Origin of the sequence: Massilia sp. LC238, assembly GCF_000735635.1 — a bacterium.
Lineage (GTDB): Bacteria > Pseudomonadota > Gammaproteobacteria > Burkholderiales > Burkholderiaceae_D > Telluria > Telluria varians.
The window spans coordinates 1-21,092 of record NZ_JNNN01000042.1 but is presented as its reverse complement, the minus strand read 5'-3'; the positions used below and the strand labels follow the sequence as shown (position 1 = coordinate 21,092).

Genomic DNA, 21,092 nt, shown 5'->3' with positions numbered 1-21,092 from the left:
TGTGACTCTGTCATAATGCCGGCTTTGCGCGCGGGGTAAGAGCATGAGCCAGGAAGACCGATTCGTCGATATTGAAATCAAGCTCGCGCACCAGGAAGACCTGGTCGAGACGCTGAACGACACCATCTACCGCCAGGGCCGCCGCATCGACCAGCTCGAAGCCCTGGTCGCCTCCCTGGTGGACCACGTCCGCACCCTGCAGTCCACCCGCCAGGGACCGGTCAACGAGAAACCGCCTCACTACTGACAGCAGCGCCGGCCAGCATGGCGCCGAGCTGCTTGCCCAGGCACAGCAGGGTGAGCGTCGGCGGCAATCCCCATGGCTGCGGGATCACCGAGGCGTCGCATACGTAGAGTCCGGGCGCGGCGCGCAGCGCGCTGTCCACGCCTTCGCCGATGCGCACGCTCCCGCCCGGATGGGCGGCAAAATGGTGGCTTGCAAACACCTGCCGCGCGCCCGCCTGTTCCAGGATCCGGCGCGCCATCCCGATGCCTTTGTCAAGACGCGCCCGGTCGCCTGGGGTCAGGCGCTTGTCCACCCAGCGCGGGCCGACCGCGCCGCCGATGTCGTCGCGGATCTTCACCATGATGCTCAGCGTGCGCCGGTGCGCGCCCACCCGGTCGACGCGGCCGGCCTGCAGCGCGAAAGCCGCGTACATCGGCGCCGGCAAGGTGAGGTCGGCCAGCGCGATGCCCTCTTCAGTAAAACTGGCGCCGGCCGCCATCGGCACTTCGGCGCCGCCATCGACGTCATCCACGCTCCCCATCACCGCCACCACCGGATCGCTGAAGAAGGACGCCAGCCGCGGCCCCAGGCCGGAGGCATGCAGCAGGCGCGGACTGCCGATGCCGCCGCCCACCAGCACCACCGTCTGCGCCCGTACCGTGTGCGTGCCGCCTTCGCGCCGGTATTCCACGCCGACGGCGCGGCCGTCTTCCACCAGCACGCGCCGTACCCGGCTGCGGTCCAGCAGCACGGCGCCGTGACGGCAGGCTTCCTCGACGAAATCGCGCGCGCTCCACTTGGCGCCGTAGGGGCAGCCGTACACGCAGCGCCAGCAGCCGCTGCGGCAGGCCTGCGGGCGGATCATCTTGTCGAGCTTTTCCCAGTTGAAACCGGCAGCGCGTGCCGCCGCCATGATGCGCCCCGCCATCGGGCCGACCAGGCTGTCGGGCAGGGGCGCGAGCGGCAGTTCCGCGCGCAAGGCGGCGAGATGGGGCGCCAGGTCGATGCCGTGGGCGGCGAACATGGCGGCAGGGGGCGGGGCGGCGGTGGCGAAGTTCAGCGCCGAGCTGCCTCCCAGGGCGGTGCCGGCCACCAGCAGCGAGGCGTCGCGGTGCAGCCAGGCGCCGCGGCCGGGCAGGGCCATGGTGGCCATCTGGCCCAGGGTGCCGGCCAGGGGCGCGGCGCTGCCCTGCTCGAGCACCAGGACGCGGGCGCCGGCGCGCGCCAGCTCGCGCGCCGTGCTGGCGCCGCCGGGGCCGGTGCCGACGACGATGGCGTCGTAGGAGCGTTGGGTGAGGGATTCCATGGTGAAAACGGATGCTAGCACGGCCAGAATTGATACATGGCCGATACATGCCGATACATGGCCGATACATGTGCCATACATACCTTTTTTATTGTGACGACGTGCGTATAAGCCTGCTATGATCGTCGCGCAACGGCTGTCGAGCACTCCCGGCAGCTCCTTCAAAAGAGTCCGAAAGATCGCATGAACCGACCACACCTGTTCATCGTTGCCGCCAGCCTCGCGCTCGCGCACGCCGCAGTGGCTGCACCGGCAGCGCCTGCCCTCGACGCCGCCAACCCGTTCGCCCAGCCCAGCAGCCTGCCGCTGAATTACCCGGCCTTCGACAAGATCAAGAACGAGCACTTCCTGCCGGCCTACGCCGCCGGCATGGCCGAACACTTGCGCGAGATCGACGCCATCGCCAGGGACAAGGCAGCGCCTACTTTTGAGAACACCATCGTCGCCATGGAGCGTGCCGGCCAGATGCTGGCGCGCGTGGCCGCCGTGTTCTCGAACCTGCAGACGGCCAACACCAACGACGTGCTGGACGCGGTCGACCGCGAAATGTCGCCCAAGCTGGCCGCGCACAACGACGCGATCTACCTGAACCCGGCCCTGTTCCAGCGCGTGAAGACCCTGCACGCCAAGCGCGCCACCCTGGGCCTGGACGCCGAATCGAAGCATCTGCTGGAGCGCGTGTACAAGGAATTCGTGCGCGCGGGCGCCAACCTGTCCGCCGCCGACAAGGACAAGCTCAAGAAATACAACGCCGAGATCGCCTCGCTGCAGTCGGACTTCTCGCAGCGCGTGCTGAAGAAAGCCAATGCATCGGCGCTGATCGTGGACACCCGCGGCGAACTGGCCGGTTTCTCCGACGCCGAGATCAATGCCGCGGCAAGCGAGGCCGAAAAGCGTGGCCTGAAGGGCAAGTACGCGATCGCCATCGTCAACACCAGCAGCCAGCCGCCGCTGGCGACCCTCACCAACCGCAAGACCCGCGAGCGCCTGATGGCGGCGTCCCTGAACCGCGGCAGCCGCGGCGGCGAGTTCGATACACGCCAGCTGGTGCTGCGCCTGGTCAAGCTGCGCGCCGAGCGCGCCGCGCTGCTGGGCTACCCGAACTACGCGGCCTATTCGCAGGAACTGGAAACTGCCAAGAACCCGGCTGCCGTCAACCGGCTGCTGGCCGAGCTGGCCAAGCCGGCAGTCAATAACGCGCGCAAGGAAGCGTCTGAAATCCAGAAGGTGATTAACAGGGAGCTCGGCGAAAAAGGTGGCTTCAAGCTCGCCTCCTGGGACTGGCCGCTGTACCAGGACAAGGTGCGCGCCGCGAAGTACAACTTCGACGAGAACCAGCTGCGCCCTTACTTCGAGCTGAACCGCGTGCTGGTGGACGGCGTGTTCTTCGCCGCCACCAAGGAATACGGCATCACCTTCAAGGAACGCAAGGACCTGCCGGTCTACGATCCGGACGTGCGCGTGTTCGACGTGTTCGACCACGACGGCAAGCAGCTGGCGATCTTCCTGTTCGACCCCTACGCGCGCGGCAACAAGCAGGGCGGCGCCTGGATGAACGAATACGTGTCGCAGTCTCACCTGCTGGGCAAGAAGCCGGTGGTCGGCAACCACCTGAACATCCCGAAACCGCCCGCCGGCCAGCCTACCCTGCTGACCTATGACGAGGTGCGCACCGCCTTCCACGAGTTCGGCCACGCGCTGCACGGCATGTTCTCGGACGTGAAGTATCCGCACTTCTCGGGCACCAACGTGCCGCGCGACTTCGTCGAGTACCCGTCGCAGGTCAACGAGATGTGGGCGATCTGGCCGGAAGTGCTGGCCAATTATGCGAAGCACCACCAGACCGGCGCGCCGATGCCGAAAGAGCTGCTGGACAAGGTGGTCGCTTCTAAAAAGTTCAACCAGGGCTACATGACCACCGAATACCTGGCCGCCTCGCTGCTCGACCAGCGCTGGCACCAGCTCAAGCCGTCCCAGGTCCCGAGCGACGTGCTGGCCTTCGAGGCCAAGGCATTGAAGGACGCGGGCGTCGACTTCGCGCCGGTGCCGCCGCGCTACCGCACGACCTATTTCTCGCACTCGATGAACGGCGGCTATTCGGCCGGCTACTACGCCTACCTGTGGAGCGAAAAGCTCGACGCCGACACCGTGCAGTGGTTCACCGAGAGCGGCGGCCTGTCGCGCAAGAACGGCGACCACTTCCGCAAGACCCTGCTGTCGCGTGGCGGCAGCGCCGATGCGATGGACCTGTTCCGTCAGTTCCGTGGCCGCGATCCGGTCATCGAGCCTTTGCTGGAACGCCGGGGCCTGACCGGTAATTAAATCTTTTCCTGCGCTGCGCCTTTCGCCGCCGGGCCACAAGCCCGGCGGCGAAAGGCAGGCGTGTTCCAACGTAGTTCAATCACCATCCGAGACACCATGAATCGTCCCCGTATGCTCCTGATCGCGGCCAGCGTCGCGATGGCCAACCTGGCCTATGCCGCGCCGCTCGACGCGACCAACCCGTTCGCCAAGCCGAGCACCCTCCAGTACGGCTACCCGGCCTTCGACAAGATCAAGAACGAGCACTTCGCCCCGGCCTTCGCCGAAGGCATGCGCGAACAGGCTGCCGAAGTCGAAGCGATCGCCAACAACAAGGCTGCGCCGACCTTCGAGAACACTATCGTCGCGATGGAGCGTTCGGGCCGTCTGCTGAACCGCGTGTCGACCGTGTTCGGCACCCTGGTCGGTTCCTACACCAACGACAGCCTGCAGGCCCTGGACAAGGAGCTGGCGCCGAAACTGGCCGCCCACGGCGACGCGATCCGCCTGAATCCGAAACTGTTCCAGCGCATCCAGACCCTGTACGCCAAGCGCGACAAGCTGGGCCTGGACGCCGAGTCCAAATACCTGATCGAGCGCTACCACAAGGACTTCGTGCGCGCCGGCGCCAAGCTGTCGGATGCCGACAAGCAGAAGCTGCGCGAGTACAACGGCAAGCTGGCCGCCCTGCAGACCCAGTTCAGCCAGAACGTGCTGAAGGAAGTGAATGCCTCGGCCTTCGTGGTCGACACCCGCGAAGAGCTGGCCGGCCTGCCGGCCAAGGCCATCGACGCCGCCGCCGCGGAAGCGAAGAAGCGCGGCCTGGACGGCAAGTTCGTGATCCCGGTCGTGAACACCACCCAGCAGGGCCCGCTGTCGACGCTGAACGTGCGCGGCACCCGCGAGAAGCTGCTGTCGATCTCGACCGTGCGCGGTTCGCGCGGCGGCGAATTCGACAACCGCGACATCGTGCTGCAGCTGGCCAAGCTGCGCGCCGAGCGCGCCGAGCTGCTGGGCTACAGCAGCCACGCCGCCTACTCGCTGGAAGACCAGACCGCCAAGGACACCACGGCGGTCAACAAGCTGCTGTCCGACCTGGCCGCGCCGGCCGTGCGCAACGCCAAGAAGGAAGCCGCCGAGATCCAGGAAGTGATCGATGCCGAGAAGGGCGGCTTCAAGGTCGCCGCCTACGACTGGAACTACTACAGCGACAAGGTGCGCGCCGCCAAGTACGCTTTCGACGCCAACCAGCTCAAGCCTTACTTCGAACTCGACCGCGTGCTGAACGACGGCGCCTTCTTCGCCGCCAACAAGCTGTGGGGCATCACCTTCAAGCAGCGCAAGGACCTGCCGGTGTACGACGCCGACGTGCGCGTGTACGACGTGTTCGAAGAGAACGGCGAGCACCTGGCGATCTTCGTGCTCGACCCGTACGCGCGCTCGAACAAGCGCGGCGGCGCCTGGATGGGCGCCCTGGTCAGCCAGAGCACCCTGCTGGGCAACAAGCCGGTCATCACCAACAACCTGAACCTGGCCAAGCCGGCGCCGGGCGAGCCGACCCTGCTCACCTGGGACGAAGTGCGCACCACCTTCCACGAATTCGGCCACGGCACCCATGGCTGGTTCTCGAAGGTGAAGTACCCGCGCTTCTCGGGCACCAGCGTGCCGCGCGACTACGTCGAGCTGCCGTCGCAGGTCTACGAGATGTGGATGGCCTGGCCGGAAGTGCTGGCCAACTACGCCAAGCACTACCAGACCGGCGAGCCGATGCCGAAGGAGCTGCTGGACAAGCTGCGCGCCTCGCAGAAGTTCAACGAAGGCTACCGCACCACCGAGTACCTGGCCGCGGCGGTGATCGACCAGCGCTGGCACCAGCTCGGCTCGAAGGCCATCCCGACGGACGTGAAGTCCTTCGAAGAGCAGGCACTGCGTGACGCGGGCCTGGACTTCGCGCCGGTCCCGCCGCGCTACAGCTCGACCTACTTCTCGCACGCCTTCTCGGGCGGCTACTCGGCCGGCTACTACAGCTACCTGTGGGCCGAGCGCCTGGACGCCGACGCCGGCGAGTGGTTCAAGGAAAACGGCGGCCTGCAGCGCAAGAACGGCGACCGCTTCCGCAAGATGGTGCTGTCGAAGGGCGGCACCATGGATGCGGTGCAGATGTACCGCGACTTCCGCGGCCGCGATCCGGTCATCGAGCCGCTGCTCGAGCGCCGTGGCCTGAACTGATGTCGATGAAGCCGGCGCTCGCGCCGGCTTTTTGATTGCAGCATCCTTCAACTAAAACCATAACGAGGACACCATGACCCGTCCACACATCCTGCTGGTCGCCGCCGCCAGCGCCGCCGCCAGCATGGCCGCAGTTGCCGCCCCCCTGGCCCCGGCTTCGATGCTCGAAGCCTCGAATCCCTTCGCCAAGCCGAGCACCCTGCCGTTCAACTACCCGGCCTGGGACAAGATCAGGAACGAGCACTTCGCCCCGGCCTTTGCCGAAGCGATGCGCCAGGAAGCGCTGGAAATCGAGGCGATCGCCAACAACAAGGCAGCGCCGACCTTTGAAAACACCATCGTCGCGATGGAGCGTTCGGGCCAGCTGATGAACCGTGTCGGCGCCGCCTTCGGCACCCTGAAGGGTTCGTACACCAACGACGCGCTGCAGGCCCTGGACAAGGAACTGGCGCCGAAGCTGTCGGCCCATAACGACGCGATCCGCCTGAACTCGAAGCTGTACGCCCGCATCAAGACGCTGTACGACAAGCGCAGCAAGCTGGGCCTGGACGCCGAGGGCCAGTACCTGATCGAGCGCTACCACACCGACTTCGTGCGCGCCGGCGCCCAGCTGTCCGACGCCGACAAGCAGAAACTGAAAGAGATGAACGGCCAGCTGGCCGGGCTGTCGACCCAGTTCGCCCAGAACGTTCTGAAGGAAGCGAATGCCTCGGCCCTGGTGGTGGACAGCCGTGCCGAACTGGCCGGCATGTCCGACAAGGCGATCGACGCCGCCGCCGCAGAAGCGAAGAAGCGCGGCCTGGACGGCAAGTTCGTGATCCCGGTCGTGAACACCACCCAGCAGGCAGGCCTGTCGGTGCTGACCAACCGCGCCACCCGCGAGAAGCTGCTGGCGGCTTCGCTGGCGCGCGGCTCGCGCGGCGGCGAGTTCGACAACCGCGACGTCGTGCTGAAGATCGCCAAGCTGCGCGCCCAGCGCGCGGCGCTGCTGGGCTACCCGAACCACGCGGCCTACAACCTGGCCGACCAGACCGCCAAGGACACCAAGGCGGTGAACCAGCTGCTGGCCGAATTCGCCAAGCCGGCCGTGAACAATGCGCGCAAGGAAGCAGCCGAGATCCAGCAGGCGATTAACAAGGAAGAAGGCGAGAAGGGCGGCTTCCAGGCCGCCGCGCACGACTGGGCCTTCTACAGCGACAAGGTGCGCGCCGCCAAGTACGCCTTCGACGGCAACCAGCTCAAGCCCTACTTCGAGCTGAACCGCGTGCTGGTGGATGGCGTGTTCTTCGCCGCCAACAAGGAATTCGGCATCAGCTTCAAGGAGCGCAAGGACCTGCCGGCCTACAACGAGGACGTGCGCGTGTTCGACGTGTTCGACCACGACGGCAAGCAGCTGGCGATCTTCACCTTCGACCCCTACGCGCGCCCGAACAAGCGCGGCGGCGCCTGGGCCAATGCCTGGGTCCCGCAAAGCAAGCTGATGGGCACCAAGCCGGTCATCGCGAACAACCTGAACATCGCCAAGCCGGCCGCCGGCGAGCCGACCCTGCTGACCTACGATGAAGTGCGCACCACCTTCCACGAGTTCGGTCACGCCCTGCATGGCATGTTCTCGGACGTGAAGTACCCGCGCTTCTCGGGCTCGCGCGTGCCGCGCGACTATGTCGAGTTCCCGTCGCAGGTGAACGAGATGTGGATGACCTGGCCGGAAGTGCTGGCCAACTATGCCAAGCATTACCAGACCGGCGCGCCGATGCCGAAGGAGCTGCTGGACAAGGTGCAGGCTTCGCAGCAGTTCAACGAAGGCTTCCGCACCACCGAGTACCTGGCCGCGGCGCTGCTGGACCAGGCCTGGCACCAGCTGTCGCCGAACCAGATTCCGACCGACGTGCTGGCCTTCGAGGCTGACGCGCTGAAGAAAGCGGGCGTGGACTTCGCGCTGGTGCCGCCGCGCTACCGCACCACCTACTTCTCGCACACCTTCTCCGGCGGCTACTCGGCCGGCTACTACGGCTACCTGTGGGCCGAGAAGCTGGACGCGGACACCGTCAACTGGTTCAAGGAGAACGGCGGCCTGACCCGCAAGAACGGCGACCACTTCCGCAAGACCCTGCTGTCGCGCGGCGGCACTATCGATGCGATGCAGATGTACCGCAACTTCAGCGGCCGTGATGCGCAGGTGCGTCCGCTGCTGGAACGCCGCGGCTTGACCGGAGAATAAGCCGGTTTGGCGCCGGCCGTGCAATGCGGCCGGCGCTTGTATACACTCCCGCAATTCCCTTCAACAGCAAATCCCCCAAGCGATGAGTGTTCAATCCCTCCACGGTATTACTTTAGAATCCCTGTTAACCCGCCTCGTCGAGCACTACGGCTGGGAGGGACTCGGCCGCCGGATCGACATCAATTGCTTCCAGAAAGACCCGAGCATCAAGTCGAGCCTGAAGTTTTTGCGTCGCACCCCATGGGCGCGCGAGCAGGTCGAGGCGCTGTACCTCGAGACCCGCTTCACCAACTAGCGAGAGCGACAATGCTGAACGAGAACGAACACGAACGCGATGCGAACCTGAAGGCGCACCTGAAAGCCTTGCACCGCCACCTGCAGGAAACCGATAACGTCGACCCGGAACTGGAAACCCTGTTGCGCCAGCTCGACGGCGACATCGACCGCGCCCTGGCGCGCCATGCCGAGAACGAGCTCGACGAGAACACCTACGGCCTGTCTTCCCGTACCCAGGAACTGGCGGCCCGCTTCGATGCGAACCACCCGACCTTCTCGGCCGGCCTGCGCCAGCTCGGCAATATGCTGTCCAACATGGGTATCTGAGATTACATCCGTGCTGCAACTCATTGATAAGTAAGCCATTTTTGGGGGGGGTGTGGGAGACCCAAAAATGGTTTTCCGGTACAATACCGGCCAATGAACTCCCCAGTAAACCTTTTCGCGAGCGTCCCGAAGCGCTCCAGCCGCGCTCCCGTCGCGCCTTTCCTCCCGATGTCCCGTGCCGAAATGGACAAGCTCGGGTGGGATTCGTGCGACATCATCCTGGTCACCGGAGACGCCTACATCGACCATCCGAGCTTCGGGATGGCGCTGGTCGGCCGCCTGCTGGAAGCGCAGGGCTATCGCGTCGGCATCATCAGTCAGCCGGACTGGACCTCGGTCGAGCCCTTCCGCGCGCTCGGCAAGCCGAACCTCTACTGGGGCATTACCGCCGGCAACATGGACTCGATGGTCAACCGCTACACGGCCGACCGCAAGATCCGTTCCGACGATGCCTACACCCCCAACGCCGAGCCGAACAAACGCCCTGACCGCGCCGTCACGGTGTACTGCCAGCGCGCCCGCGAAGCCTTCCCGGGCGTGCCGGTGATCGCCGGCAGCATCGAGGCCTCGCTGCGCCGCATCGCCCACTACGACTACTGGTCGGACAAGGTGCGCCGCTCGGTGCTGTTCGAATCGAAGGCCGACCTGCTCATCTTCGGCAACGCCGAACGCGCGCTGGTGGACGTCACCCGCCGCATCGCCGCGGGCGAGAACATCAAGAACATTCGCGACCTGCGCGGCACCGCCTTCCTGGTGCCGCACGGCTGGCTGCCGGACGAAGAGTGGAGCGTGCACAACTCGACCCGCGTCGACGTGCCGGGCCGCGTCGACGCGCACCCGAACCCCTACGCGATGGCCCAGGAAGACACCAAGGCCTGCGCCACCGAAAACGCGCAGCCCGAGCCGGTGGTGAAACCGGTGGTGATCATGACGCGCGAAGAGCGCCAGGCCGCCGCCCGCGCAAAGGCCCAGAAAACCGTGGTGCGCCTGCCGAGTTTCGAGACCGTCAGCGAAGACCCGGTGATGTACGCGCACGCCTCGCGCGTGTTCCACCTCGAGTCGAACCCGGGCAATGCGCGTGCGCTGGTGCAGCAGCACGGCGACCGCGACGTCTGGCTCAACGCCCCGCCGCTGCCGCTGGCCATGGACGAGATGGACAACGTCTACGACCTGCCGTACGCGCGCGCCCCGCACCCGAGCTACGGCAAGGCCCACATCCCGGCCTGGGAGATGATCCGCTATTCGGTGAACATCATGCGCGGCTGCTTCGGCGGCTGCACCTTCTGCTCGATCACCGAGCACGAAGGCCGCATCATCCAGAGCCGTTCGGAACCCTCGATCCTGCGCGAGATCGAGCTGATCCGCGACACCACCAAGAACTTTGCCGGCACCATTACCGACCTGGGCGGTCCGACCGCCAACATGTACCGCCTGGCCTGCAAGGACAAGAAAATCGAGGAATCCTGCCGCCGCCTGTCGTGCGTGTATCCGACCATTTGCAGCAACCTCGGCACCGACCACAGCAAGCTGATCTCGCTGTACCGCAAGGCGCGCGCCATTCCCGGGATCAAGAAGATCCTGATCGGCTCCGGCCTGCGCTACGACCTCGCGGTGCGTTCGCCCGAGTACGTCAAGGAACTGGTCACCCACCACGTGGGCGGCCTGCTGAAGATCGCGCCGGAGCACACCGAGCAGGGCACGCTGTCGAAGATGATGAAGCCGGGCATCGGCGCCTACGACGAGTTCAAGCGCCTGTTTGACAAGTACTCGATCGAGGCCGGCAAGAAGCAGTACCTGATTCCCTACTTCATCGCGGCCCACCCGGGTTCGACCGACGAGGACATGCTGAACCTGGCCTTGTGGCTGAAGAAGAACAACTTCAGGCTCGACCAGGTGCAGACCTTCACGCCGACGCCGATGGCGATGGCCACCACCATGTACCACTCGGGCAAGAATCCGCTGGCGAAGGTGACGGAAGATTCGGAAGTCGTCGAAACCGCCAAGAGCGGCAAGACCCGCAAGCTGCACAAGGCCTTCCTGCGCTACTACGATCCGGAGAACTGGCCGGTCCTGCGCGAGGGCCTGAAACGCATGGGCCGTGGCGACCTGATCGGCACGGGCGAGCGCCACCTGGTGCCGCCGCCAGGCGCCGAGCCGGCGCCGGACTGGGACCGCAAACGCATGGTGCCGGGCGGCACGCCGGTGAGCGAGCGCGAGGTCGGCAAGCGCGGTCCGGGCCCGGCGCGTGCCGGACGCGACAAGGTGCAGGTGCGCGTGGAACGTGCGCCGGCCGCGGCCGTAGCGGCATCGTCCAAGGCCCGCCCCTCGATCCTGGATACGATCAAGACGAAGCCGAAAGCGGCGCGTAAATAAGCCGCTTTGCCTCCACAAGAACCGGAGCTGGTCTCCGGTTTTTTTTATGGGGTCAGGTCTGACATTTGGACACGGGCTGATCAATACAAGCAAGTAATACTTGAGTTCGTGTCTATATGTCAGACCTGACCCCCAGTATAGAATCCTGATGCACTAACTCTCTATCCCAGGCATCGTGCGTGCGCGCCGCTCATGGGCGACATCCAGGTCGATGCTGGCCTGGCGCGTGCGCAGGGTGCGCGCGTAGCGGTGCCGGGCGCGCAGGCGCGGATTGGTGACGAGGCGCCCCAGCGTCTCGCCCACCACCATCACCACGCCCAGCAGCGGCAGCACCAGCATCAGTCCCACCACGCCAGCCAGCGCGCCGCCGATGAAGATCATCAAGACCGTCACCAGGGGATGGACGCGGATGCTGCGCCCCAGGGTCAGCGGCATGAACACGAAGTCGTCCAGCAGGCGCGCCAGCACGAACACGCCGATCGCGCCGTAGGCGATGAAGGGATTGCTGGGCGCATCGGTCGAGGCGACGATCACCACCAGCACGCAGCCGACCACCGAGCCCACGAAAGGCACCCAGGCCAGCACCGCGCAGAACAGGCCCAGCAGCAACGGCGAGGACACGCCGATGGTCCACAGGCCCAGCGCCAGCACCGCCGTGTCGAGCACGGTCAGCTTGAGCAGGCCCTCGAAATAGCGGCGCGCGGTCTGGTCGACTTCGTGCAGCAGGTACAAGGCACGCTCGAAATAGGCGTTCGGCACCGCGCGCGCCAGGAATTTCTTGAAGCGCAGGCCGTCGCGCAGGAAGAAGAAGGCGAGGAAGGGCGCCAGCAGCAGCGAGGGCACCCAGGTCGCGAGCGCGACCAGGATCTCGCCCAGGTGCTTTTCGGCGAAGTTGTCGGTATGGGCGCGGAAGATGCCGTTCACGGTCGAGGTCAGGCGCATCTCGGCCAGCAGCGGGAAGCGCTTCTCGAGCAGGGTCATGGTGTTGTGCACGAAGGCGATGCCGCCGTCGAGGTAGAGGCCGACCGTCTGTTCCCAGGATTCTTCTTCCGGCCCGCGGCTCCACGAGAAAGTCGCGGTCAGGGCCAGCGTCAGGAAGGCGAAGAAGCCCAGGCAGACCAGCATCGCCGCGGCATTGCGGCCGTAGCCGCCGCGTACCAGGCGCTGCATCGGCCCGACCAGGATGTAGTGCAGCACCCCGCCGAACAGGAAGGGCAGGGCCAGCCACAGCATCTGCTGCACCAGCAGCAGCAGCACGCAGGTGGCGGCGATGATCCCGGTCCAGACGACCGGCCCGGCACGCTCGCTGCGGTTCATAGGGCTTCCAGCTGAGGACGGCCGGTGCCCATCCATTCGCGCAGGCGCAGGCCGATGTGGCGTGCCAGCGCCAGCGAGATCTTGTAGCCGATCACGGCATCGGTCTCCAGCAGCCCGAGGAAGTCGGCGCGGAAGAACACCGCCATCTCGCAGGGCTCGACGGTGCGTGCCTGCGCATTGCGCGGGGAGTTGTCGAGCAGGGCCAGGTCGCCGAAGAAGCTGCCCGGCCCGAGCTCGGCCACCACCTGGTTGCTGCCGTCGTGCAGCTTGCGGATGAGGACCCGGCCGCTCATGATCAGGTACAGCGCCTGGCCTTCCTCGCCCTCGTCGAAAACGATCTCGTCGGTGAGGTAGCGGCGCTCGTGCAGGAGGCCGTCGACGATTTCCAGTTCCAGCGGCGTCAATGCCGAGAACAGCGCCAGGTTCTTCAGGCGATGCAGGCGCGGCGACATCTTGGGCGACTTGAGGAAACCGAAAATCACGATTGCTCCAGCATGGTGCGTTGGTATGTTGTCGGATGATTATCCGCTATCGGGTGCTGCTGCGTATCAAAAAAGCTGTGACCCGCATATGTCCCAACTGAAAGTGTTGCGCTCTACACATGTCTATTCAATTGTGCGGACCCATAGCGGGGAAAGCGTGTAATATAGTTCTCTACGGAAACATATATTAATAGATGAACATGATTGTGGTGGGGTCAACGCCTCACCCATGGGATCAGCGGTGCTCGACATTCATTCCTTCCTGCTGGCGCTAGGCGTCGGCAACATCGCGTTTGCCGTTCTCATGGCGGGCTATACGCATGGCGCCGCGCCCAGTCCGGGATTGCGCCTGTGGATGTGGGCGCGTTTCGGCATGGGCGTGTGCCAGCTGCTGGGCTGGTGCCGTGTCTATTTCGACGTTCCCATGCTCAATGGCATCGAGGGTGCCGGCTGGGTCCTCGCGATCTCGCTGGAAGTAGCCGCCTACTGCATCTTCTTCGGGCTCGAGCGCTGGCAGCGCGTGCTGCTGCCGATGTCGGCGCTGGCCCTGGTCATCGTGCTGGCGGCCGGCAGCGCCGGTGCACCCGTGCCCTATCTCACCGCGCTGGTCGCGGGCGTCCTCGCGCTGTTCTCGGCGGCGATGGCCTGGATCCTGCTGCGTCCGCGGCGCCGCGCCACCCTGCTGCAACGGATCATCGGCGCCAATGACGCGGTGTTCGCGTTCTCGGTCGGCCTATGGGCCGCCAACTGCCTGGGCAGCGATGCCCCGCTGGGCCAGCGTGCCGCGCAGGAGTCGGCCTACCTGGCCGGCTATCTCCTGATGATCGTGAACGGCTTTGGCTTTCTGCTGTTGTGCAAGGAAAAAGACGATGCCGAGATGGCGCGCCTGGCCACCACCGACAGCCTCACCGGGCTGCCGAACCGCCACGCCTTCCTCGAGCGTGCCGAGAACGCACGCCAGGCCGCGCTGCGCCAGCGCCAGCCGCTGGCACTGGCGATGATGGACATCGACCACTTCAAGCAGATCAACGATCGTTTCGGCCATGCCACCGGCGACGAGGCCCTGAACGTGTTCGCCTGCACCGCGCGCGCGACCCTGCGCGCGCATGAGACCATCGGTCGCCTGGGTGGCGAGGAGTTCGCAATGGTACTGCCGGGCACCGAACTGGCCGGTGCGCTGGCCGCCGCCGAACGCCTGCGCCAGGCGGTGCGCGAGGCGGTCGTGATCACCAGCGGCAGCAACTATACGATGACGGTGAGTATCGGCGTTGTCGTGCTCGATCCGAACGAGACGCTGGGGATGGCGCTGGCGCGGGCGGACCATGCGTTGTACGCGGCGAAGAGCGGGGGAAGGGATCGGGTTGAAGCGGGGAGGCCGCAGCAGCGGCGGGCCTGAGAAGACGCGCCTGAGAAGACTAGAGTGCAAAGAAAAATGGTCCGCGTTGGCGGACCATTTTTCTTTGAGGTGCTCAAAGCGGACCGGGCTCGCCCACGTGCCGCGGGCCGCGGATTGCCTTGCAAGGCAATCCCTTCGAGCCCACGGCCCGCATTCGTCCGCAGGGACGAATGCTCCTATCGCTGAACGAAAAAAGGGTCCGACTTCTCGGACCCTTCTTCTTAAGCTGGCGGAGCGGACGGGGCTCGAACCCGCGACCCCCGGCGTGACAGGCCGGTATTCTAACCAACTGAACTACCGCTCCGTTTTATTCTTCTTCGTCACTTTGAAAAAGAAAAGGTCCGACGAATCAGACCTTTTCCCTTGATGCTGGCGGAGCGGACGGGGCTCGAACCCGCGACCCCCGGCGTGACAGGCCGGTATTCTAACCAACTGAACTACCGCTCCGTTTACTCTGATCAGTACTTCGATCAACCTGCTGAATGTGCTTGGTGGGCGCTGAGAGGCTCGAACTCCCGACCTAATCCTTGTAAGGGATCCGCTCTACCAACTGAGCTAAGCGCCCGGCTTCTCTATTCAGAGGTTTCTGTCTGACGCTTGTCATTGCGTCCGAAGAGGCCCGAATTATAGAGGCTGGAATTCAAGGTGTGCAAGGGTTTTCGAAAAAAATCGACAACTCCAGGAGGATGGGCGCCATTTTCACGATCCCGGCGCTTTTGTGTAAATATCATGCTTCGCTCCGATGAGAACCGCCATGCCCACCGCCCACCCTTTGTTGCAGCACCTGTTCGACGCCGCCCTGGCCGCCGCCGATCCCTACCACCTGGTCGCGCCGCACCTGCCGCCGCCGCCCAAGGGGCGCACCCTGGTGCTCGGCGCCGGCAAGGCGGCCGCGCGCATGGCCGAGGCGGTCGAGCGCCACTGGCAGGGACCGCTCGAGGGACTGGTGGTCACACGCTACGGCCACGGCGCGCCGACCCGCCACATCGAGGTCATCGAAGCCGGCCACCCGATGCCGGACGCAGCCGGCGAGGACGCGGCCCGGCGCATGCTGGAAGCCGCCGCCGGGCTGGGGCCGGATGACCTGGTGCTGTGCCTGGTGTCCGGCGGCGGCTCCGCACTGATGTCGCTGCCCGCGCCCGGCATCAGCTTCGAGGAAAAGCGCGCGCTGAACCGGGAGCTGCTGCGCTGTGGTGCGCCGATCGGCGAGATCAATCGCGTGCGCCGGCACCTGTCCGCCATCAAGGGCGGACGGCTGGCGCTGGCCTGCTACCCGGCGTGCGTGGTGACCCTGGTGGTGTCGGACGTGCCGGGTGACGATCCGGCCGTGGTGGCCTCGGGCCCGACCGTGCCCGACGGCAGCACCGGCCTGGACGCGCTCGCCATCCTCGAGAAGTACCGGATTCCTGTATCAGGCGCCGTGCGCACGGTGCTGATGGATGCGCAGCTGGCGGCGCCGCTGCCGGGCGATCCGCGCCTGGCGCGCAACGCCACCCATGTCATCGTCACCGCCCAGCAATCGCTCGATGCCGCGGCAAGCGCCGCACGCGCGGCCGGCTATGCGCCGCTGATCCTGTCGTCGAGCATGGAAGGCGAGGCGCGCGAGGTGGCGCTGGTGCATGCCAGCATTGCGCGCCAGGTCGTGCAGCATGGCCAGCCGCTGGGCGCGCCCTGCGTGATCCTCTCGGGCGGCGAAACCAGCGTCACCGTGCGCGGCCAGGGCAGGGGCGGGCGCAATGCCGAATTCCTGCTGGCGCTCGGCGTCGCGCTCGACGGCCTGCCGGGCGTGCACGCGCTCGCCGCCGACACCGACGGCATCGACGGCAGCGAAGACAATGCCGGCGCCTGGCTGGCGCCCGGTACGCTGGCGCGGGCGCGCACCCAGGGACGCGATGCGCGCGCGCACCTGGCGGACAACGACGGCTACGGCTTTTTCGCCGCCCTCGGCCAGCTGATCGTCACCGGCCCTACCCGTACCAATGTCAACGACTTTCGCGCCATCGTCATCGAAACCGACGTGCTGTAATGCCCTTGCATCTCCACCGGTTTGAACTCGAAGGCCGCGCCCAGCGCGGCCTTTTTATTTGTCTTTAAGCCCGGACAATATGGGCTCCTTTACCTTATCCAAAAGGAAAGGTTTTTGAGATATGTCAACACAATTGTGGCATACGATATTTGCCTATTTTAACGTTTCGCCGAAGAAAACATGTTTCTAAAGCATGGGTTAGCCGGAGTGTTGTTAATACGCCGAAATTGTCTCCAATTGTCACGCACAGGCTTTTCCTTTCGTATTACGCTGCTTTTCGCCGCATTCAGACGGCACCGGCAATGACCGGAAATCAATGACACAGGCGAGGGTCCTCGCTTGACGGAAAACACACAATAAGGAAGAAACATGAAGCAATCGCATTCGATTCATCCTGCAATGTTGAAGATGTGCGCTGCAATCTCGCTCGCGTTCGTGGCAGCCACGGCTGGCGCAGCCGAGCAGAAGTTCATCCTGGAGACAGACCGTATCATCGTGAAGTACAAGGACTCGGCGCCGGCAGCCAAGGGCCTGGCCCGCGCCGCCGAAGTCAAGGCCGACCGCAAGGCCAAGCTGGCGCGTGCAGGCCAGGAGTTCGGCATGCTGGTCAGCGAAAGCCATGCCATCTCGACCGGCGCCCATGTGTTCAAGCTCAATGGCCGCAAGTACCTGCAGGAAGTCGAAAAACTGGCTGCCGAGATGATGGCGCGCGACCCGGACATCGAATACGCCGAGCCGGACCGCATCATGACCCACATGGCGACCGCGAACGACCCGTACTACGCCCAGCAGTGGCACTACACGGACGCCACCGGCGGCCTGCGCCTGCCGACCGCCTGGGACAAGTCGACCGGCACCGGCGTGGTCGTGGCCGTGATCGACACCGGCTACCGCCCGCACGCCGACCTGAGCGGCCAGTTCCTGCAGGGCTATGACTTCATCAGCAGCGCCACCATCGGCAACGACGGCAACGGTCGCGACAGCGATGCGAGCGACCCGGGTGACTGGGTTGCGGCAGGCGAATGCTACGCCGGCTCGCCGGCATCGGGCTCGAGCTGGCACGGCACCCACGTGGCCGGCACGGTTGCCGCCAAGACCAACAACAGCCTGGGCGTGGCCGGCGTGGCGTACAACGCCAAGATGGTTCCGGTGCGCGTGCTCGGCAAGTGCGGCGGCTACACCTCGGACATCGCCGACGCGATCACCTGGTCCTCGGGCGGCACCGTGACCGGCGTGCCGGCCAACGCCAACAAGGCGAAGGTGCTGAACCTGTCGCTGGGCGGCAGCGGCGCCTGCGACGCCACCACCCAGACCGCGATCAACGGCGCCCGTTCGCGCGGCTCGGTCGTGGTCGTGGCGGCCGGCAACGACAACATGAACGTCAGCAACGCCAGCCCGGCGAACTGCTCGGGCGTCATCGCCGTGGCAGCCACCGGCAAGACCGGCGGCCGTGCTTCCTACTCGAACTACGGCACCCTGGTCGACGTCGCGGCCCCGGGCGGCGACGGCAGCTACAGCGTGATCTCGACCCTGAACTCGGGCTCGTCGACTCCGGGATCGGACAACTACGCAGGCTACCAGGGCACCTCGATGGCGACCCCGCACGTGGCCGGCGTGGCGGCGCTGATGTTCGCGGCCAAGTCGACCCTGACTCCGGACCAGGTGGAAAGCATGCTGAAGTCGAGCGCGCGCGCCTTCCCGGCGACCTGCTCGGGTTGCGGCACCGGCATCGTGGACGCCACCGCGGCGGTGAATGCGGCGATTGGCGGCACCACCACCCCAACCGGCCCGACCATCAGCGAAACCGAGTCGAACAACACGCTGGGCACCGGCAACCTGGTCTCGACCAGCGGCACCACCGTGAACGGCGTCCTGAGCACCTCGACCGATACGGATTACTTCCGTGTCGATCTGCCGGCCGGCAAGACCCTGAGCGCGGTCATGACCCCGAACTCGACCTCGGACTACGACCTGTACGTGTACAACAGCTCGGGTACCCTGCTGAGCCGTAGCGAGAACGGCACTGGCGCCGTGGACAGCGTAAGCTCGGCCAACACCGGCACCACCACCGCGAGCCGTTACGTGCGCGTCGTGTACTACAGCGGCGGCACCGGTTCGACCAGCGGCAAGTACACCCTGAAGCTTAGCTGGTAAGGCTCAGGACGAGGCGGCGCGCTCCCCTGCGCCGTCTTCATCCGGGAACGCGCGGCATGCCGCGCGTTCTTTTTTTGGCGTCTTGCAATAACTCCGCTTTCCACGGATACTGTATGGAATGACAGTAGTCGGCTCTGCCGTCCATGTGAATTCTCCGCTCCGTAAAATCATCCATTGCGACTGCGACTGTTTCTACGCATCGGTCGAAATGCGCGACGACCCGTCACTGCGCGGGCGTCCGCTCGCGGTCGGCGGCCGTCCCGACCAGCGCGGCGTGATCGCCACCTGCAACTACGAGGCGCGCCGCTACGGCATCCATTCGGCCATGGCCACCGCCCAGGCCATGAAACTGTGCCCGCAGCTCCTGGTGATTCCGCCGGCGATGGAAAAATACCGCATCGCCTCGCGCCAGATCATGGACATCTACCGCGACTACACCGAACTGGTGGAGCCGCTCTCGCTCGACGAAGCCTACCTCGACGTCAGCGACTCGCCGCACTGCAAGGGCAGCGCCACCCTGATCGCGCAGGAGATCCGGCGCCGCATTTTTGACACCGTCGGCATCACCGCCTCGGCCGGGGTGGCGCCGAACAAGTTCGTGGCCAAGATTGCCAGCGACTGGAACAAGCCCGACGGACTGTTCCTGGTGCGCCCGGAAGAGGTGGATGCTTTTGTTGCCGCGCTGCCGGTCAAGAAGCTGTACGGCGTGGGCAAGGTGACGGCCGAGAAGATGCACCGGCTCGGCCTGCAGACCTGCGCCGACATGCGCCACTGGAGCATCGAGCGGCTGACCGAGCACTTCGGCAGCTTCGGCTACCGGCTCTACAAACTGTGCCGCGGCATCGACGAGCGCGCGGTGAACACCTCGCGCGAGCGCAAGTCGATCAGCACCGAGGAGACCTACACGCCGGACGTGCCGAACCTGGACGCCTGCCTGCGGCTGCTGCCGGACCTGTACGAGCACCTGCTGGCCCGCATCAAGCGCAACGGTGCCGAAAAATTCATCAACAAGCTGTTTGTGAAGATCAAGTTCTCGGACTTCCAGCAGACCACGGTCGAGTGTATTGGCTATGCGCCACATATCCCGACCTACGCGCGCCTGATGGAAACCGGCTGGGCCCGCCATAGCCGCCCGGTGCGCCTGCTGGGTGTCGGCGTGCGCCTGAGCGATACCGAAACGGTCGAGCAGTTGCGCCTGTTCGACGACGCGTTGCCGGCCGCGATCGTCGAGGCTGTTGGTGACTCGTCAACAGATTAATTTTTTCCCCGTGCTGCCAGCCGCAACTTCCGCTGAGCAGCGTAGAATGTCGTTCCCTTGAAATACTGAAACAATCGGATAACAGCGTATGTGGTTCAAGAATCTCCAGATTTATCGCCTGCCCGCCCCTTGGGCATTCAACCCCGAACAGATGGAAGAAGCCCTGCAGTCGCAGGCTTTCACGCCCGCAAGCAGCAATGAACTGCTGCGCCAGGGCTGGGATTCGCCACGCGGCAACGGCAAGCTGGTCCACGTCGTCAACAAGCAGATGCTGATGATGCTGGGGACCGAGAAAAAGCTGCTGCCGAGCTCGGTCATCAACCAGGTCGCCAAGGCCAAGGCCGCCGAGCTGGAAGAGCAGCAGGGCTTCCCGCCGGGTAAGAAGGCAATGAAGGAACTGAAGGAACGCGTGGCCGACGAACTGCTGCCGCGCGCCTTCTCGATCCGCAGCAACGTCTGGGTCTGGATCGACCCGGTCAACGGCTGGCTCGTGGTCGATGCCGCCAGCCCGTCTAAGGCGGACGACGTCATCAAGCTGCTGCTCAAGGCGGTGGACCGCATGCCGCTCGAATCGCTGCGCGTGCAGCGTTCGCCGGTGGCCGTGATGACCGGCTGGCTGGAAGCGGACGAAGCGCCCTATGGCTTCACCATCGACCAGGACACCGAACTGCGCGCCACCGGCGAAAGCCGCGCCGCCGTGCGCTACGTGAAGCACACGCTGGAACCGGACGACATCCGCCGCCACATCGCCGCCGGCAAGCAGTGCACCCGCCTGGCCATGACCTGGAACGACCGCATCAGCTTCGTGCTGACCGAGTCGCTGGCGATCAAGGGCGTCAAGCCGCTGGACGTGATCAAGGAAGGCGAAGCGGTCACCTACAGCGACGACGAGCGCTTCGACAACGACATCACCCTGATGACGGGTGAACTGGCCAAGCTGATGGCGGATGTGGTCGAGGCGCTGGGCGGCGAAGCCAAGGCGTAATTCTGACCGCCAGTGCGTGTGCTAAGGTGCATGCGTTGGCTATCACCGCGTGGGCGGCATAGCCGCCCACCCTACGAACAGCGATACCCGTAGGGTGGGCGGGTCTGTATGGCACAGGGACATAGGTAACAGTCGTCTAGAGACATAGGTAACACCTTTTATGATCAGCGCACGACCAATAACTGGAGCGTGCGATGCCTTGGAAGGAGTGTTCC

General features: G+C 65.2%; 15 protein-coding genes and 3 tRNA genes. 12 read left to right on the top strand and 6 right to left on the bottom strand.

The features are described from left to right. Positions 1-43 precede the first annotated feature (43 nt). Positions 44-247 carry a SlyX family protein gene (locus FG94_RS12005; protein WP_027866480.1) on the top strand — a complete coding sequence of 68 codons (204 nt, stop codon included), beginning with the start codon at positions 44-46 and terminating at the stop codon, positions 245-247. Here FG94_RS12005 and FG94_RS12000 read toward each other — a convergent pair. Next, positions 222-1,532 carry an FAD-dependent oxidoreductase gene (locus FG94_RS12000; protein WP_036211715.1) on the bottom strand — a complete coding sequence of 437 codons (1,311 nt, stop codon included), beginning with the start codon at positions 1,530-1,532 and terminating at the stop codon, positions 222-224. The genes FG94_RS12005 and FG94_RS12000 overlap by 26 nt on opposite strands. 183 nt (positions 1,533-1,715) lie before the next feature. Here FG94_RS12000 and FG94_RS11995 point away from each other — a divergent pair, with 183 nt between their 5' ends. The 6 genes from FG94_RS11995 (at position 1,716) to FG94_RS11970 (ending at position 11,259) form a co-directional block, all read left to right on the top strand. After that, entirely contained in the window at positions 1,716-3,854 is a 2,139-nt protein-coding gene (locus FG94_RS11995) for a M3 family metallopeptidase (protein WP_036211712.1), read from the top strand. Positions 3,855-3,950: 96 nt separating this feature from the next. Beyond that, complete coding sequence (locus FG94_RS11990; RefSeq protein WP_036211710.1) at positions 3,951-6,062, top strand: M3 family metallopeptidase; 2,112 nt, start codon at positions 3,951-3,953, stop codon at positions 6,060-6,062. Between the two features lie 73 nt (positions 6,063-6,135). Continuing rightward, positions 6,136-8,283, top strand: a complete 2,148-nt coding sequence (locus tag FG94_RS11985) for a M3 family metallopeptidase (protein WP_036211707.1) — start codon at positions 6,136-6,138, stop codon at positions 8,281-8,283. An 82-nt stretch (positions 8,284-8,365) separates the two neighbouring features. Continuing rightward, complete coding sequence (locus FG94_RS11980) at positions 8,366-8,578, top strand: VF530 family DNA-binding protein (RefSeq protein WP_027866485.1); 213 nt, start codon at positions 8,366-8,368, stop codon at positions 8,576-8,578. A gap of 11 nt (positions 8,579-8,589) precedes the next feature. Beyond that, complete coding sequence (locus FG94_RS11975; protein ID WP_027866486.1) at positions 8,590-8,886, top strand: DUF4404 family protein; 297 nt, start codon at positions 8,590-8,592, stop codon at positions 8,884-8,886. Positions 8,887-8,979: 93 nt separating this feature from the next. Then, positions 8,980-11,259, top strand: a complete 2,280-nt coding sequence (locus FG94_RS11970; RefSeq protein WP_081925952.1) for a YgiQ family radical SAM protein — start codon at positions 8,980-8,982, stop codon at positions 11,257-11,259. A 153-nt stretch (positions 11,260-11,412) separates the two neighbouring features. Here FG94_RS11970 and FG94_RS11965 read toward each other — a convergent pair whose 3' ends face one another. Continuing rightward, on the bottom strand, positions 11,413-12,576 hold the full coding sequence (locus tag FG94_RS11965; RefSeq protein ID WP_036211698.1) for an AI-2E family transporter: 1,164 nt from the start codon (positions 12,574-12,576) through the stop codon (positions 11,413-11,415). After that, positions 12,573-13,058, bottom strand: a complete 486-nt coding sequence (locus tag FG94_RS11960) for a cyclic nucleotide-binding domain-containing protein (protein WP_036211695.1) — start codon at positions 13,056-13,058, stop codon at positions 12,573-12,575. Before FG94_RS11960 ends, FG94_RS11965 begins: the two co-directional genes overlap by 4 nt. Positions 13,059-13,299: 241 nt before the next feature. Here FG94_RS11960 and FG94_RS11955 point away from each other — a divergent pair, with 241 nt between their 5' ends. Continuing rightward, the gene (locus FG94_RS11955; RefSeq protein WP_036211754.1) at positions 13,300-14,454 is read left to right on the top strand and encodes a GGDEF domain-containing protein; all 1,155 of its coding nucleotides are present in this window, start codon (positions 13,300-13,302) and stop codon (positions 14,452-14,454) included. Positions 14,455-14,681: 227 nt separating this feature from the next. Here FG94_RS11955 and FG94_RS11950 read toward each other — a convergent pair. The 3 genes from FG94_RS11950 to FG94_RS11940 form a co-directional block, all read right to left on the bottom strand. Continuing rightward, positions 14,682-14,758 (bottom strand) — tRNA-Asp (locus FG94_RS11950). 66 nt (positions 14,759-14,824) lie between these two features. After that, positions 14,825-14,901: transfer RNA gene (locus FG94_RS11945), tRNA-Asp, on the bottom strand. Between the two features lie 42 nt (positions 14,902-14,943). After that, positions 14,944-15,019, bottom strand: a tRNA-Val gene (locus FG94_RS11940). Between the two features lie 189 nt (positions 15,020-15,208). On the opposite strand from FG94_RS11940, the gene FG94_RS11935 reads away from it, so the two are divergent. The 4 genes from FG94_RS11935 (at position 15,209) to FG94_RS11920 (ending at position 20,877) form a co-directional block, all read left to right on the top strand. Next, positions 15,209-16,480: a glycerate kinase gene (locus FG94_RS11935; RefSeq protein ID WP_200879969.1), complete on the top strand. Its 1,272-nt coding sequence runs from the start codon at positions 15,209-15,211 to the stop codon at positions 16,478-16,480. Positions 16,481-16,849: 369 nt separating this feature from the next. Beyond that, positions 16,850-18,634 carry a S8 family peptidase gene (locus FG94_RS11930; RefSeq protein WP_036211689.1) on the top strand — a complete coding sequence of 595 codons (1,785 nt, stop codon included), beginning with the start codon at positions 16,850-16,852 and terminating at the stop codon, positions 18,632-18,634. A gap of 118 nt (positions 18,635-18,752) precedes the next feature. After that, on the top strand, positions 18,753-19,892 hold the full coding sequence (gene dinB, locus FG94_RS11925; RefSeq protein ID WP_081925951.1) for a DNA polymerase IV: 1,140 nt from the start codon (positions 18,753-18,755) through the stop codon (positions 19,890-19,892). 88 nt (positions 19,893-19,980) lie between these two features. Then, positions 19,981-20,877 carry a recombination-associated protein RdgC gene (locus FG94_RS11920; RefSeq protein ID WP_036211683.1) on the top strand — a complete coding sequence of 299 codons (897 nt, stop codon included), beginning with the start codon at positions 19,981-19,983 and terminating at the stop codon, positions 20,875-20,877. Positions 20,878-21,092 lie beyond the last annotated feature (215 nt).